17 protein-coding genes and 1 tRNA gene are annotated in these 15514 nt (G+C 39.9%); 10 read left to right on the top strand and 8 right to left on the bottom strand.

What is annotated here, in order from left to right; genetic code table 11:
* Window positions 1-16: 16 nt before the first annotated feature.
* Window positions 17-622: a DNA-3-methyladenine glycosylase gene (locus BM095_RS11500; protein ID WP_091662482.1), complete on the top strand. Its 606-nt coding sequence runs from the start codon at window positions 17-19 to the stop codon at window positions 620-622.
* A gap of 77 nt (window positions 623-699) precedes the next feature.
* Complete coding sequence (locus tag BM095_RS11495) at window positions 700-1947, top strand: YeeE/YedE family protein (protein ID WP_091661847.1); 1248 nt, start codon at window positions 700-702, stop codon at window positions 1945-1947.
* A gap of 539 nt (window positions 1948-2486) precedes the next feature.
* Here the strand turns inward: BM095_RS11495 and kynB are convergent.
* The 5 genes from kynB to BM095_RS11465 form a co-directional block, all read right to left on the bottom strand.
* Window positions 2487-3131: an arylformamidase gene (gene kynB / locus BM095_RS11485; protein ID WP_091661841.1), complete on the bottom strand. Its 645-nt coding sequence runs from the start codon at window positions 3129-3131 to the stop codon at window positions 2487-2489.
* A 9-nt stretch (window positions 3132-3140) separates the two neighbouring features.
* Complete coding sequence (locus BM095_RS11480) at window positions 3141-4481, bottom strand: sodium-dependent transporter (protein ID WP_091661839.1); 1341 nt, start codon at window positions 4479-4481, stop codon at window positions 3141-3143.
* A gap of 104 nt (window positions 4482-4585) precedes the next feature.
* Window positions 4586-5440 carry a tryptophan 2,3-dioxygenase gene (gene kynA / locus BM095_RS11475; RefSeq protein WP_091661836.1) on the bottom strand — a complete coding sequence of 285 codons (855 nt, stop codon included), beginning with the start codon at window positions 5438-5440 and terminating at the stop codon, window positions 4586-4588.
* Window positions 5441-5478: 38 nt separating this feature from the next.
* Window positions 5479-6759 (bottom strand): kynureninase, encoded by a 1281-nt coding sequence (gene kynU / locus BM095_RS11470; RefSeq protein ID WP_091661834.1) that lies wholly within the window; start codon window positions 6757-6759, stop codon window positions 5479-5481.
* A 109-nt stretch (window positions 6760-6868) separates the two neighbouring features.
* Window positions 6869-7597, bottom strand: coding sequence for an NAD-dependent protein deacylase (locus BM095_RS11465; RefSeq protein WP_245757888.1), 729 nt, complete (start codon window positions 7595-7597; stop codon window positions 6869-6871).
* A gap of 417 nt (window positions 7598-8014) precedes the next feature.
* On the opposite strand from BM095_RS11465, the gene BM095_RS11460 reads away from it, so the two are divergent.
* Together BM095_RS11460 and BM095_RS11455 are read left to right on the top strand one after the other, a co-directional pair.
* Window positions 8015-8395, top strand: coding sequence for a DUF2512 family protein (locus tag BM095_RS11460; RefSeq protein ID WP_091661831.1), 381 nt, complete (start codon window positions 8015-8017; stop codon window positions 8393-8395).
* 28 nt (window positions 8396-8423) lie between these two features.
* A complete protein-coding gene (locus BM095_RS11455) occupies window positions 8424-8804 on the top strand; it encodes a DUF2512 family protein (protein ID WP_091661829.1) in 381 nt (126 codons plus the stop codon).
* Between the two features lie 221 nt (window positions 8805-9025).
* On the opposite strand, the gene BM095_RS11450 is transcribed toward BM095_RS11455, so the two are convergent.
* A tRNA-Leu gene (locus BM095_RS11450) sits at window positions 9026-9114 on the bottom strand.
* 126 nt (window positions 9115-9240) lie between these two features.
* On the opposite strand from BM095_RS11450, the gene BM095_RS11445 reads away from it, so the two are divergent.
* The 5 genes from BM095_RS11445 (at window position 9241) to recQ (ending at window position 13181) form a co-directional block, all read left to right on the top strand.
* Window positions 9241-9873: a hypothetical protein gene (locus tag BM095_RS11445; RefSeq protein ID WP_245757887.1), complete on the top strand. Its 633-nt coding sequence runs from the start codon at window positions 9241-9243 to the stop codon at window positions 9871-9873.
* A gap of 127 nt (window positions 9874-10000) precedes the next feature.
* On the top strand, window positions 10001-10249 hold the full coding sequence (locus BM095_RS11440; RefSeq protein ID WP_245757886.1) for a spore coat associated protein CotJA: 249 nt from the start codon (window positions 10001-10003) through the stop codon (window positions 10247-10249).
* On the top strand, window positions 10246-10512 hold the full coding sequence (locus BM095_RS11435; protein ID WP_091661826.1) for a spore coat protein CotJB: 267 nt from the start codon (window positions 10246-10248) through the stop codon (window positions 10510-10512). Before BM095_RS11440 ends, BM095_RS11435 begins: the two co-directional genes overlap by 4 nt.
* A 19-nt stretch (window positions 10513-10531) precedes the next feature.
* Window positions 10532-11101: a manganese catalase family protein gene (locus BM095_RS11430; RefSeq protein WP_091661823.1), complete on the top strand. Its 570-nt coding sequence runs from the start codon at window positions 10532-10534 to the stop codon at window positions 11099-11101.
* Window positions 11102-11387: 286 nt separating this feature from the next.
* Window positions 11388-13181, top strand: coding sequence for a DNA helicase RecQ (gene recQ / locus BM095_RS11425; RefSeq protein WP_091661821.1), 1794 nt, complete (start codon window positions 11388-11390; stop codon window positions 13179-13181).
* Window positions 13182-13294: 113 nt separating this feature from the next.
* Here the strand turns inward: recQ and BM095_RS11420 are convergent, their stop codons facing one another.
* Together BM095_RS11420 and BM095_RS11415 are read right to left on the bottom strand one after the other, a co-directional pair.
* Complete coding sequence (locus BM095_RS11420; RefSeq protein WP_091586007.1) at window positions 13295-13495, bottom strand: cold-shock protein; 201 nt, start codon at window positions 13493-13495, stop codon at window positions 13295-13297.
* 388 nt (window positions 13496-13883) lie between these two features.
* Window positions 13884-14684, bottom strand: a complete 801-nt coding sequence (locus BM095_RS11415; RefSeq protein WP_177194792.1) for a PAS domain-containing protein — start codon at window positions 14682-14684, stop codon at window positions 13884-13886.
* Window positions 14685-14865: 181 nt separating this feature from the next.
* On the opposite strand from BM095_RS11415, the gene BM095_RS11410 reads away from it, so the two are divergent.
* A complete protein-coding gene (locus BM095_RS11410; RefSeq protein WP_091661818.1) occupies window positions 14866-15282 on the top strand; it encodes an organic hydroperoxide resistance protein in 417 nt (138 codons plus the stop codon).
* Window positions 15283-15514: the final 232 nt, after the last annotated feature.

Below are 15514 nucleotides of genomic sequence, written 5' to 3'. Positions count from 1 at the left end.
AGGAGTGGTGATAAAAATGAGACCTGTACCTCCATCCTTTTTTCAAAAGCGTACGTTGGACATGGCAAAACGCCTGCTTGGCCAAATTTTGGTAAAAGAGACTGAGGAAGGAATAGCCGCAGGAAGAATTGTTGAAACGGAAGCCTATCAAGGTCCTGATGACCAAGCTGCTCATAGTTTTGGGTATAGAAGAACGAAACGAACCGAAATTATGTTTGGAAAACCAGGATATGCATATATTTATGAGATGCATACTCATGCACTCGTTAATGTCGTTTGTGAACAAGAAGGGCTTCCGCAAGCAGTCTTAATTCGGGCAGTAGAACCAGTGGTAGGTATCGACTTAATGTATGAAAGGCGAGGAAATAAAAAGAAGACTGAACTAACTAGCGGACCTGGTAAATTAACGAAAGCGCTCGGGATTAATAAGTCGGATTATGGCAGGCCTCTTTTTGAGAAGCCGCTTTATATCGCCAAAGGAGAAAAAGTTGATGAAATACTTAGCGGGCCTCGAATAGGTATTGATAATTCAGGAGAAGCAAAAGATTATCCGTGGCGTTTCTGGGAAAAGGATAACCCATTTGTATCGAAGTCACGTAAATCCATCAAAAAATTAGATTGACCAAAATAGGCATAGGTAGTATTATATATTCACTAACAAGAAAACCAACTAAGATGGTAGGTTTGAGGTGAATATAGATGGAAGCACACGTACAATCTACATTGGAACAACCTGCAGAAGAAAAGAAAGCATTAGAATTAAATAAACCACAACTGCCTCTCATTTATGGAGGTATTCTGATATCTGTGGTCTTACTAATATATTTGATAGCGACTCAGGTGATTGTTCAACCTATTTTGCTCGTCATCGGAGTTGCTTTAGGTTACACATTATTCCATGCTCGTTTTGGGTTTACTTCGGCGTTTCGCCGCTTTGCTGCGGTTGGAAATGGACAAGCTTTACGCGCTCATATGATCATGCTTGCAGTAGCTGTTACTCTTTTCGCTCCCATACTTGCAACTGGGTTTACTTTCTTTGGCGGAGAAGCCGCTGGATATGTTTCACCTGTAGGGGTTAGTCTCGTTGTTGGCGCATTTTTATTCGGTATCGGTATGCAACTCGGTAATGGCTGTGCGTCCGGAACACTTTACGCGATTGGTGAAGGGCGTGCTGTCATGTTTATTACCTTGATTTTCTTTATAATCGGGGCAACAGTAGGCGCATATCATCTTGACTTTTGGACAAACGACATGCCTTCGTTTGGCGCTATTTCATTAGCTACATCAACAGGGTTAGGTTATTTTGGTGCTTGGGCTGTTTCTATTTTATTTTTTGGTCTTATTATTTTGTATACCCTGCGAGTCGAAAAGAAAAAGAACCCACCTAAACTGGCAAGTCTTCCAACAGAGAAAGGCTGGAAGAGAATATTTAGAGGCTCGTGGCCATTAATCACAGCAGGTATAGTACTTGCTCTATTAAATGCCATCACGTTAATGACGCGTGGAACTCCGTGGGGAATTACTTCAGCATTCGCACTCTGGGGTTCTAAAGCCGCTGAATTCATAGGTATTGATGCTTCAAGCTGGGGATATTGGCAAGAGAACCAAGAAGCATTACAAGCTTCTATATTTGCTGATACTACAAGTGTTTTAAATATTGGGGTCATTATAGGAGCATTCCTTGCGTCTGCCGCTGGGGGCTTGTTCCGAATGAGAAAAATCACAGCAAGAAACGCAGCGGCCTCAGTAATCGGTGGTCTTTTAATGGGCTATGGAGCTAGACTTGCTTTTGGCTGCAACATTGGCGCCTATTTTGGAGGAATTGCCTCCTTTAGCCTCCATGGTTACATTTGGGGCATTCTTGCGATGGCAGGGACATTTTTGGCGTTGTTTTTACGTCCTATATTTGGACTCTCTGTGCCTAAACAAAATGACTCATTCTGTTAGACAGTTTATAAGAGAAAACCTGCGGTCAGGACCGCAGGTTTTTTGGCTCTATACTAAATGTGGTAGTGCTTTCCATTCTAACAAGGCTTCTAAAGAAGCCAAAAAAATACGCTCATTCCCCTCTCTTTTGAGAGCCTAAACTTGCGAGCTAAAAGGTTAAAGGAAAGGAAAAGAGTACAAGATCATTTTATCACAGAGCTATCGGGTATAAAGACAAGCACGTAGATGTTAAGGTCACAAAACGTATGTCTTATGGCCTGGTGTGATTTCACGATGCCTTCTCCTTTTCAAAAGGCTCTTCATTAACAATAGGATATACATAAGACGCAGAGAAAAATACTCGCTTTCCGCGGACGAACGCCCGAGCCTCATCACAAAGACCGTTGCGGGGTCTCGAACGCCCGTTTTTCCGCAGGAGTCTCGCATTTTTCTCTGCTTTATGGTTAAATTTGAGCCATTCTTACCTCTTGTACCCATCATATTTTCTTCTTCAATCGATCAAAAATCTTAATTGACAGAGAACCGTTTTTGCATATTTGTTATCTATTACTCTTTTGAAGAGGACGTATGACAGCCCGTACAGGACTCCCATCAGCTTGTTGGATGGGAAGGGGCAAAGCAATTAACTCATAGTTCCCTGGTTCTATATCTGATAGTACTAGGTTTTCTAAAATATGGACGCCATTTTTATGGAGAGAATGGTGAGCTTCCACCGTTTTACTCGTTAATGGATCAACTGAAGGAACATCGACGCCAACAAGGAAAATATTTTTCTCTTTTAAAAATGGACCTAAATCTTTTCGCAAAAAAGTTATTTCATCAGGAAAAACTTCTGGATTTGTCGATGTGGTTGTACGTAGAAGGAGTCTTTGCACTCCTCTTACGTCTATTTCCTCAAGTTCTTTTTTTCCAATGCTACTATACTGCGATACATCGATCACACGCGCTTCGCCGATATACACATTAATGTCCAACTCATGAATACGCTCCCCATCATCGTCAAAATGAAAAGGAGCGTCAGCGTGTGTACCTGTATGAAGGCTTGTTGTAATACGCCCAATGTTTACGGAACCTGTTTGTTCTTTTGTATAAGTCAATCGATACGAAAAAGGGGTATCTTGTGGCCAGTGCCCCATGCTGTTTGTCAGAGGTTGAGATATGTCGATCCAACTAGAGTTCTTCATAATACCTCCTTAAAATAGTCCAATCGTATTCAGAAAGACGACTATTATAGTTAGTGGAACGAACCAGGTCATCAGTAGTCTCCACACGTTATACGTCGCTGGAGAGGAATGAGTTAATTGAAATTCTTCTTTAACAATAACCCTGTTCATCTTATGTACGATAAAAAGAGAGATAAGCAGGCTTCCAACTGGTAACATAATATTACTAACGAGAAAATCTGTGGCGTCAAAAACACTTTTTCCAAAAATGGAGAACTCTGAAAGAGTACTAGAAGATAATGCTGATGGAATAGCTGCAACGAAGATAACGATGCCAGCGATCCAGGTTACCGTTTTCCGAGACTTTTGACTGTTCTTTGTAAAAGCGGCTACAATGATTTCATACAAGCTAAAGGAAGAAGTTAATGTGGCAAACAAGAACAGAAATAGGAATAGACTAAGAAATACTTCCCCGAGCGGGATTTCAGAAAACACCGATGGTAAGACCATAAACAGCAAACCCGGCCCTTCTGTAGGTTCATAGCCAAATGCAAACACAACAGGAAAAATTGCCAGACCTGCTAACAAAGAGATAAAAATATTCATACTCACAACAGATCCCGCCGAAGATACGATATTGACGTTTTTCTTCAGGTAGGAACTGTAAGTGACCAGGCATGAAAAACCAACAGCTAGTGAAAAAAACGATTGTCCTAAAGCGTATAATAAAGATTCCCCTGTGATTTTAGAAAAATCAGGAGCAAGAAAAAATGTGACTCCTTCCATAGCTCCTTCGAGAGTTAGTGAACGGATCACGATGATTAGAAAAAACAAAAATAAAAGCGGCATCATATACTTGTTTGCTTTCTCGATACCATTTTGGACACCGGCAGACACAACAAGTATGTTAATGAGTGTGAAAGCTGCCAAACCAATTATCGTAATAAGGGGCGTACCTGTTATCGTTTCAAAAATAGTTTCATAGTCAGCGTTATGGCTTATAACTTGTCCCGTGACTGATATACCACTGTATATTAATACCCATCCTCCGACTACACTATAAAAAGAAAGCAATAGGAAGCAGCCAATCACTCCGAATCTGCCCACCCACACCCATAAACTGTTAGGGGCAAGTTTTTTGTAAGCCGAAATGGCTTCTTCACCAGAACCTCTGCCAATGATAAATTCAGCAATGAGTAACGGCAACCCAATTAAAAGAGTGAATAGAATAAAGATCAGGAAAAAGGCACCACCGCCACTCATTCCAGTGACGTACGGGAATTTCCAAATAGCTCCTAGTCCCACAGCTGCACCAGCTGATGCTAAGATGAAACCAAGTTTGGAGGACCATTGTTCTCTAGACTCATTCATGTGTAAATCACCCCACTGTTTCTTTAATTTCCGAACATTTATGTAACGAAGGAAGGTAACATAACAGACGCTAGTCTTACGTATGTTCTCTTCCCGTTATGCGTTCACAACTGCGTGCGCAAGTCCCATAACTCTGGGAAAAATCGATGGTCGAGGACTTGTCTTAAATAATTAACTCCAGAGGAACCACCAGTACCTGTCTTAAAACCAATAATACGTTCAACTGTTTTCATATGACGAAAGCGCCATTGTTGCAGCCAATCTTCAATATCGACTAGTTTCTCTGCTAATTGATATAACTCCCAATATTTGTCGACCTGTAAATATACTTCCTTCCACGCCTGTGCAACCGATGGATCACCACTATATGTTTTAGAGTAATCCCTATTAATTAAACGCGGGTTTATCGAAAGGCCGGCACGGGATAAAGCCTTGATCGACACATCATAAATACTGGGCGCCTGGTAAGCGGCTTTTAACATGCGATATACGTCTTCATTATTTTTATATATTTTTAAGATATGACTCGATTTGTAACCTAAAGCAAATTCAATTAATCGATATTGATAAGATTGAAAACCGGAAGCTTGGCCGAGCTTATCTCGAAATTCTAAATACTCAGCAGGAGTTAATGTTGATAACACATCCCATGCTTGAATGATTTGTGATTGTATTTTACTTACACGGGCTAACATTTTAAAAGCTGGCTGTAGATCTCCATCCTCAATTGATTTAATAGAAGCTGTTAGTTCGTGAAGGATAAGCTTCATCCACAGTTCACTCACTTGATGAATAATAATAAAAAGCATTTCATCATGATGATTGGAGAGACGTTGTTGGCTGGATAAAATATCATCTAAATTTAAGTAATCACCATATGTCATATTTTCTTTAAAATCCGTATGAATCCCTTTTTCCCTTTCTAAAGCTTTTAAGAGCTCAGATATTGGCTTTGACATAGGACTTCTCCTCCTATCAGAGTAGGGACATTTTTTTCTCATGCGATAACATCACGTTTGTTAGAAAACTTCTTGTATAATTTTTCATCCATGATACGTTTCAATAACTGGACGGTTTTCCAAATTTCTTCATAGGTGTTATATAAAGGAACCGGTGCTAATCGAATTCCATGGGGCGACCTGAAATCTGGGATGACATGGTTTGCTTTTAAAGCTTTACAGATACGGGCGGCTTCAGGGTGTTCTAGATAGATGTGAGCTCCTCGTTTCTCATTCACTTGAGGATTCGCTATTTGAAAATCATAAAAATGTAACTGTTTGTCGATAAGTTCCATGAAATATTCGGTCATTTTTAGTGACTTTGCTCGAATATTCTCGATCCCCGCCTCATTAAACATACTTAATGAGCCATATAAAGGAGCGGCGCTCAGCAGATGAGGGGTTCCTATTTGATAAGCACCTGCGTCAGAAGCAGGAAACATAGTGTGCTCCATATCAAACTGTTTGTTCTTGTCTGATCCGAACCAACCGGCAAGACCAGGAGAAGTATTGAAATGTTTTTGATTTACATATAAAGATGCAACCGAGCCCGGCCCTCCATTTAAATGCTTATAATTGCACCAAAATGCAAAATCAACATTCCATTTGCTAAGGCAGTGGGGAACAGCTCCTATGGAGTGGCATAAATCGAAAGCAATTAAAATATCGCGCTTGTGCGCTTCTCTCGTTAAGTATTCCATATCAAGAATTTGACCGCTTCTGTATAAGACGCTTGGAAGGACAATGAATGCAATATCTTCTGTCATGGCAGATACAATATCATCTTCATGCAACGTATGACCATCACGGCTTTTTACCTGCACTAAATGTGTTTCAGGTTGGAGGCCATGTAGCTGTAGTTGACTTTTTAGTGCGTAGATGTCAGAAGGAAAGTTTAGTTCATCTGCTAATATTTTATTCTTATGGCCTTCAGGTTGATAAAAGGTAGATAGGATTTGGTGCAGGTTCGTGGTAGTGGAACCAGTGACAATGACTTCATTGGGTTCTGCGCCAACGAGAGAGGCGCTCATCTCACCTAACGTTTCCGACAGATAGTACCACGGGTGCTCTCCCTGCGTCCAGCCATCAATGCCAAGTGTCTTCCATGAATGTAATACTTCTTGTAATGAATGTTCAGCTCGTTTCGATAATAGGCCTAGTGAATTCCCATCTAAATAAATGGTGTTTGACGGGATATAAAACTCACTCCGGAAATGTCTAAGCGTGTCTTTTTTATCTAGATTTTTTGCATAATCTAACGAGTCAAGGGGTTCAGTCATCGCTAACACTCCTCAGTAGGATGATCATACTACTGTTAATATAATTTAACGAAAGGGCCGGGTCAACGGTACACTGTATGCAGGCTCTCTCTGTGACTGTCCATCTCATTTAATTATTAAGGTAAATGGCAGTCTCGCTCAGAACCTCACCTATTGTTTTCTCGTGAATGAGAAGATCGGCAATCCCATCGAGCTCTGTTTCTGTTCGATTGATAATCACTAACTTGGCATTATTTTGTTTAGCCAATAAAGGTAAAGTAGCCGCAGGAGTTACCGATAGACTAGAACCTAGCACAATGAATAGTTCCGCATGAGTGGCTTCCTTTTCTGAAAAGAGAAGTGCCTGTTGAGGAAGCATTTCACCAAACAGGATGACATTCGGACGCAAGAAACCGCCGCAATTGGGGCATAGGGCGGTCCCTTCAAAAAATCTCTCTTTTTCATGGAACGTGCTGCATTGATGACACTTTATTTTATGGATAGCGCCGTGTAATTCAGCAATATTTTTACTTCCTGCTTTTTGATGGAGGCCATCTACGTTTTGCGTAATGACACTTTTGATGATTCCTTGGTTTTCCCATTCAGCTAACAACCTATGTCCGGCGTTTGGCTTTACCTTTTCCAACTCTTGTAGACGGTAGCGATAAAAGGATAGAAAATCGTCGTGATGATATTTCATTGCTTCAATACTAGCTAGACGGGAAGGGTCTTTCTCTTTCCAGAGGCCGTTTTGCGAACGAAAATCAGGCAAGCCGCTTTCTGTTGACATTCCGGCACCACTCATTATGACAGTATATTGGGAGTTTTTGAGCCAGTCTGCCAGTATTTGTTCATTCATGTATTTGCTCCTTTTCCTTCTTTTTTCAGCGTTTCTTTCTTTTGTGGCTTATTTATGCTGCAATACCTGCTCCAACAAATGAATTCTTTGAAAGTCCTAATAATCCTTTTTCGTTAATGATGGAAATTTTCTTCGTTTCATTACGTTCTGTTCCTTGTATGTTACCTTTTTTGAAAATAGTTTCAAGGAGTATTGACTCTGGGGGCTTTTGACAACAGAATCACATATGGCCTTTTTTTGGAATAAAACAGTATCTTTAGCATAGGGAAACACCAAAGGAGCGTAATAAGATTGAAAGTGAAAAGAGGTTTACGATAGAAAGCACACAGGGAATCGCAATAACTACAACCGGGAACTAGAAATGATGAGGAACTGAAATTCAACACTAGAATTACTTCCAAGAAAGGAGGTTTCCGTATGGAACACCTTAAGGCTCTTGCGATGAAAGGAATAATGACTCTACTAGTACTCTGGGTTGTTTTTAGCGGGATTTTTGGCTTATTGAATTTCGGTCAAGTACTCTTAATAACTATTATTTTAGGGGCCATCTCCTATGCTGTTGGAGATCTTGCTCTCCTTCCCAAAACAAAAAATTCAATTGTCACAATGGCAGATTTTGCGTTCTTATTCGTGGCTTTGTTTTTGTTAGGATGGATTTGGGTGGAAGCAACGAGATTTCTTGGCGGCGCTGCTTTTATTTCGGCAGGTGTTATTACGGTGGGAGAGTATTTCTTTCACAACTATCTGAAGAATAATATCTTACGTGAAGAACATCCGGTGAAGCCAAGTGAAGAATAAAATATCAACAAAATGAGGAGGTTCAAAAATGGCACATCTAAAAGCATTAGCCATAAAAGGTATTATGACATTGGCCGTCCTGTGGTTAATATTAAGTGTAGGGTTTGATTTACTATCTTTCGGAACCGTCTTTCTCATTACTGTTGTTCTCGGTGCTGTTTCTTATTTTGCAGGAGACCTTTCGATTTTACCAAAAAAGAGAAATATGATAGCCACAGCATCTGACTTTGTTTTAACGTTCCTAATCATTTTCTTAATGGGAATGATTTGGACGGGAAACGTTGGAACACTTGCGACGGCCTCATTCATTGCCGCTCTTATCATTGCAGTCGGAGAATACTTTTTCCATTATTACGTTGCTAGTAATGTCTTGCCAAAACGCAAACGAGTAGCAGCGTCGAATAATTAAATAATATATTACGAAAAACCTCCGAACTGGGCGTTCGGAGGTTTTTTATAATTTCTTTGCAACCTTCAATGTGAGAAGGAAGAGTAACAATAACTCTTTTCATTCCTGAGTTATATATGTGTAACACAAAAGGCAGTGTACTCATCTGGAGCGTTAATAATACATAAAAAAACTGGGTGTAAAGAAAAGTCTCCCGCCCAGCTTATTCTATATAAGCATGATGGTGCGGCTGAGAGGATTCGAACCTCCAAGGGCAATGAAGCCCACACGGACCTGAACCGTGCGCGTCTGCCAGTTCCGCCACAACCGCAATATCTTAAGTTTTGACAACAAAAATAATACATGGGTTCGAAGAATTTGTAAAGGGCTAACATCATGGGATTACATGCTAAAATAGGAACATGTAGCATTATTTCTAGGAAAGAAGTGCAGAGCCGTGGGGAAAAATAGAAGAAAAACTGATATTACATATGAAATGATAATGGTATTCCTAACCGCGTTATCTGTCGGGACGATTTGGTTTGACACAGGAATGGATCATTATCTTATATGGGGAACGTGGGCTATATTCACAATGGATTTTTTATATCGATTTATAAAAAGCGGGAATAAGTGGCAATTCATCAAAATGAACCCTTTTCTATTAGTTGCTATCATCCCATTGGATGCAGTCTTCCAATTTGCTCGTTTGGCTCGTATCCTTCATCTTCTACGCTTAAAAACGATTACTAAGTATTATACCATGCCTTTTATTCGCTTCCTAAAAGAACAGAATCTAGTGGTGGTAGTAACCATATCTTTTTTCTTTCTTTTCATCACCATTATACCTTTATATTACATCGAGCCGGACATCGGCAGTTACCAGGAAGCAATATATAGTGCCCTTTTATCTATGGTGTTTTTTGGCAAAACAAACTTTGACCCAAATACGATGATCGCCCAATTTATTCTAGTCTGTCTAAGTATCTTGGGGGTCATTCTTTATGGACTGTTTTTTAGTATCGCTCTTGATGTATTGCTGCGTTCATCGCTTGTCAAACAAGTAAGAGATAAGTGGAAAAGAAAGTAATACAGGGTAAAATTCATACTACTCCTGGCTACTGAGCCCTTTACACATATGAGAGTGGATTTTTAAATGTTTATTTGAATCTTAAATTCTAAAGGCGGGATGATGACATACACATAGAAAGGAGAATATGAAAAAGGCAGGTATCAGCATGAAAGAATTTACTCAAAGAAAGTATTATACCCCTTACATTAGCCCGTTTGATCCTTGTCCTCCTATTCGAGTCAAATCTTACGAGACGCCTCCAAACTTATACCTTGGATTTCAACCTTACCATCTTCCTCAATTCACGCCGCGAGAAGCATTGTACCATGGAACGCTTTGGCCGGCTCTATTTTCGCCTTACAGCAATCCATATGAGCGGGGGGATGACCAATGACACAAAAACAACTGCCAGAGGAGTTTTATCCGCTTTTAGAAGAATTGCAGGCGACTGACTTTGTGCTTGTTGAATTAACGTTATATTTAGATACCCACCCGCATGATCAGGCAGCGATACAACAATTTAATGAGTTCGCACATTACCGTCATCAACTAAAGCTCAGAGTAGAAGAGTACTATGGGCCGTTACAGCAATATGGTAACAGTTATAGCGCTACTCCGTGGAACTGGAACGACTCACCTTGGCCATGGCAAATATAGGGGAGGAGGCACATAGCAAATGTGGTTTTATGAGAAAAAACTTCAATATCCGGTTCGAGTGAAAGAATGTAATCCAATGCTTGCAAAATTTCTAATCGAACAATATGGCGGTGCGGATGGGGAGCTGTCAGCAGCTCTTCGGTATTTGAATCAGCGCTATTCCATACCAGATAAGGTAGTAGGCTTATTAACAGATATTGGAACAGAGGAATTTGCACATCTGGAAATGATAGCAACAATGATATACAAATTGACAAAAGACTTAACAGGAGAACAAATGAGAGAGGCTGGTTTGGGTGGCCGTTATACTGATCATGATAATGGTCTCTTTTATGAAAATACGGACAGAACTCCTTGGACAGCGGCATATGTTCAGGCGAAAGGAGACCCAATTGCGGATTTGTATGAAGATATTGCTGCGGAAGAAAAAGCACGTGCCACCTATCAGTGGATCATAAATATGTCTGATGACCCATGGATTAATGATAGTCTTAAGTTTTTAAGAGAACGTGAAGTAGTTCATTCTCAACGCTTCAGAGAAGCAGTTGAAATCATAAAAGAGGATCAAAATACGAAAAAAGTATTTTAAATAGTGGAGTGGAATTTGATGGTTAATGAAAGAATGTGACATCACTTCTGCTATCAAAACACCATAGCGAATAAGCCTCTGAGCAGACAGGACACGTCGGCAGAGGTTTATTTGCTTAGTTTTAGTTATTTCTAGAGAGAAAAAGACGTTGGAAGGAGCTGATTTCATTTCATAATTAAAGAAACTAGTAGGATATATGCGCTTTTATATTTTAAGTGAATAACCTTCCTGTTGTTCGTGAAGGAGAGTATAATAGTGATTAGTACTGCGTTTTTTGGGGGACTACATGTTGATTGAAAAGGCAGAAAAACTTTTAAATGAACTCTTCGGATATCCTAGCTTTCGGAAAGGCCAGCAAGAAGTGATAGAGAAGGTACTGGCGGGAAAACGAGTGTTAGGTATTATGCCCACAGGTGGTGGGAAATCGTTGTGCTATCAAATTCCTTCGATGCTGCTGGATGGGGTAACCGTCGTCATTTCACCGTTGATTTCACTAATGAAAGATCAAGTTGACGAAGTAAGAGAAGCAGGAGTCCAAGCGACTTATATAAACAGCTCCTTATCTAATAATGAAGTCCAACAGCGTCTTAAGCACCTGCAAGACGGTAAATATACTTTATTATACTTAGCACCTGAACGACTGGAGAATACCTTTTTTCGCTATCAAATGAGAGATGTACCGGTATCTTTAATAGCGATTGATGAAGCGCATTGTATTTCTCAATGGGGACATGATTTTCGTCCCAGTTATCTACATATCCCAGATTTTTTACGTTTTATCGGAGAAAAGGTTGGCGTGTTGGCACTCACTGCTACAGCTACTCCTCAAGTAGCGGATGATATCCGTGCGGCATTAACTATCAAAGGGGAAGACCAAGTAAAAACAGGATTCAAACGAACCAATTTATGTTTTTCAGTAGTAAAAGGTCAGCATAAAGATACATATTTGATTGATTACTTAAAGAAACACAAAGGACAATCTGGGATCGTGTACGCAACAACACGAAAAGAAGTGGAACGTCTGTACGAGCAAATGAGACATGAAAACCTTCGTGTTGAAAAATATCATGGGGGAATGGAAACAGAAGAGAAAGAGGCAGGGCAAGAGCGTTTCGTGCACGATGATTCAGATATTATGATTGCAACGAATGCATTCGGAATGGGCATCAATAAATCAAATGTAAGATTTGTCCTGCACGCACAAATGCCGAGAAACATCGAAGCATATTACCAAGAGGCGGGAAGAGCGGGAAGGGATGGAGCAAAAAGTGAATGTATCTTACTTTTTTCTCCAGGTGACGTTCAAACCCATCAGTTTTTGATTGAACAATCACAGCTTGAGCATATACGCAAAGAAAAAGAATATAACAAGCTTCGGCAGATGATCAATTATTGCCATACAGAGGACTGCCTGCAACGCTACATCCTGACATACTTTGGGGAGAATAGTACGGAGCCATGCGGTATGTGTTTATCCTGTACAGATGATAGACAAGAAACGGATGTGACCATTGAAGCACAGAAAGTACTTTCGTGTGTAAAGAGAATGAGAGAACGTTACGGAAAAACATTAGTTGCTCAAGTACTTACCGGATCCTCTAGCGAAAAACTAAGAAAGCTAGGTCTGCATACTCTTTCTACTTTTGGAGTAATGAAAGAAAAGTCTCAAAAAGAGGTATATCAGTTTATAGATTTTCTGCTAGCTCATGAATATTTGTATTTGCCGGACGGTGCATATCCGGTGTTGAAGCTTACCCATAAATCTGCCGAAGTACTCCGAGGTCAGAGAGAAGTAAAGAGAAAAGAATGGATGCATGCGAAAGATGTGACGAGAGAACATCCCTTATTTGAAGAGCTAAAAAGCGTCAGAAGAGAAACGGCAAAGAAGAACCAGGTGCCTCCCTATATAATTTTCTCTGATCAAACATTGCTAGACATGTGTGCTTTTCTTCCTCAGAAAGAAGAGGAGATGATGCAAATCAAAGGGGTGGGGGCAAAGAAAATGGAAGCGTACGGCGAAGAGTTTTTAAAAACTCTTCAATCGTATAAACAAAGCGAACATGAAATGAAGAAAGGATAAGTACACGGAGCATGGATGAGCAAACTCCAACCAGTTAGGAAATTGGCCGCTTATATTAAAAAGAACTCTCCGACTGGAGAGTTCTTTGGGTTTTATTTTTTTGGTGTCTGATATTACTGTTTAGTTACGTTAGCAGCTTGTGGACCGCGGTCGCCTTCAACGATTTCAAAGTTAACCTGCTGGCCTTCTTCTAATGTTTTGAATCCTTCTTCCTGGATAGCGGAGAAGTGAACAAATACATCGTCTGCTCCTTCGCGCTCAATAAAACCAAAACCTTTTTCTGCATTAAACCATTTAACTGTTCCTTGTTCCATGTGATCCTCCTGTGTGCCTTGCTGGCACGTAATAATTACTTATCTTGCTAAACGCTGCTAACATTGAATGTTTGCAGGTGACAAAATAGCAATTTCATCATATCATGTGCCCAAAAAGAATGCAAGGTCTTTAAAATTTTTTTGAATATAAATGTGTTTTTTTTGAGGGGCTGTATCAAAAGGTGTTACTCAGTTGAAAAACATTCCGCTTTCCACGGGCAACGCTTCAGCTTCCTCATGAGCAAAACCCGCTCACTGCGGGATCTTCAGCTGTTGCTTTTCCCGCAGGAGTCTTCATGTTTTTCAACTGCAAGACACCTAAAGTAAATTTATACCTGCTTTTGATACAGCTCCTACCTTGTTTTTATTGTATGGGCTTTTTCCAACTTTATTCAATTTTTTCGGTGCTTTGTTTATATGTGATGGCTTCTTTTATGGTTGCAAATGTTTGAAAGTCATTTAAGTCGAGGTCGATCATTTTTGTTTTATCGGCCAATTCTTCTGAAATGCCAGTTATAATCAGCTCTGATCCTAATAATTCTAACAGCTCATGAAGAGTAAATAAGCCTTTAATAATTTCTTCACTTAAATTGTGGAGACCAGATAAATCGAGAATTAACGTTTCAATGTTAGATGAATATACTGCTTCTGTTACGTCGTCAAAAATGTGCTGTAGGCGCTCTTCATTTACAATCCCTACGATAGGAAGTGCAAAAACATGGTCGACGATAGGAACGATAGGGGTGGACAGAAGCTGAAGCTCAACGTCAATTGCCTTTAATTTTTCATCTTTATACTTTTGATCGGTGATATCTCTTTGGAAGGCAACATAATAATATCTGTTTTCGGATTCTACATATACCGGGTTTAAACGGAGGTCACTCCAAAACTTATCCCCGTTTTTTTTGTAATTAATGATTTCTAAAGAAATAGATTGTTTATTTGCTATTGCTTGATCAATTTCTGAAATTGCTTGGGCAGGAGTGTCCATCCCGTGCAATAGTCGACTGTTTTTTCCGATAATTTCTTTTTTATGATAACCTGTCATTTTAAGAAATCCATCATTTACATAAATAATGGGTCTGTCCTCTCCCTCAGGATCAATGATGGCAACTCCTGAGTCAGTCATATCCAAGGCATTTATGAGCAAGTCAGCAGATGGGCGGTAGTTCTGATAATTTTCTTCCATAGATGAAGACTCCTTTTCCATACTGGCTCTCAAATTTTATAATATTTAATTTTATGACGAATTTGATAAGTATGCAAGTGATCAGCCCCAAAAAAAAACAGATAGGATTATGTATGTTTAAGGAGAGACATAAAAGAGAATAGATAAAGAGAATGAACTTTCTAAAAGATGAGGTGTTTTCGTGAAGCCATTATTTACTTCTTACGCAACTGCAAAGGGCGGAAGAGAAGGACATGTCAAATCAGACGACGGCATCATTGATCTTGACTTAGTGATGCCTGGTTCAGGCTCTTCTAAAAAAGGGTCTAATCCTGAACAATTATTTGCTGCTGGATATGCTGCGTGCTATGATGGGGCGCTCAATTTGACTGCAAAAAAACAAAAGAAAGACATTGATTCTGAAGTAATAGGCGCTGTTTCTTTGTTAAAGGATGAAAGTGACGGTGGTTTCAAAATTCAGGTGGAGTTAGATGTCGTGGTGAAAGGTGTTTCACAGGAAGAAGCGGAAGCATTAACAAAAGAAGCGCATCAAGTATGCCCTTATTCAAAAGCCACACGCGGCAATATTGACGTTACGATTAAAACAACTGCTAAATAATCTAGAAAAGCTGGGGAAAAACACTCACTTCATGTAAAGTGACCCCTTAGACTTTATCGGAGTAGAACGTCTGTCCCCAATTTCTGTTTCTCCAATTTTCTTGTTCCACAAAAAGGATACCTTCTGATTGTTAAAGTATACAATTCAGAAGGTACCCTTCTTTATCGTTTTAGGCGAGAAGACTTCCACTTCCTACGAAGTGTAAAGTGGGAGATGAATCGCCTGTAAGTGG

The sequence above is a fragment of the Alteribacillus iranensis genome (assembly GCF_900113025.1).
GTDB classification, from domain to species: domain Bacteria; phylum Bacillota; class Bacilli; order Bacillales; family Marinococcaceae; genus Alteribacillus_A; species Alteribacillus_A iranensis.
The sequence above is the reverse complement of the archived record's forward strand: the minus strand, read 5'-3'. Positions and strand labels throughout refer to the sequence as shown.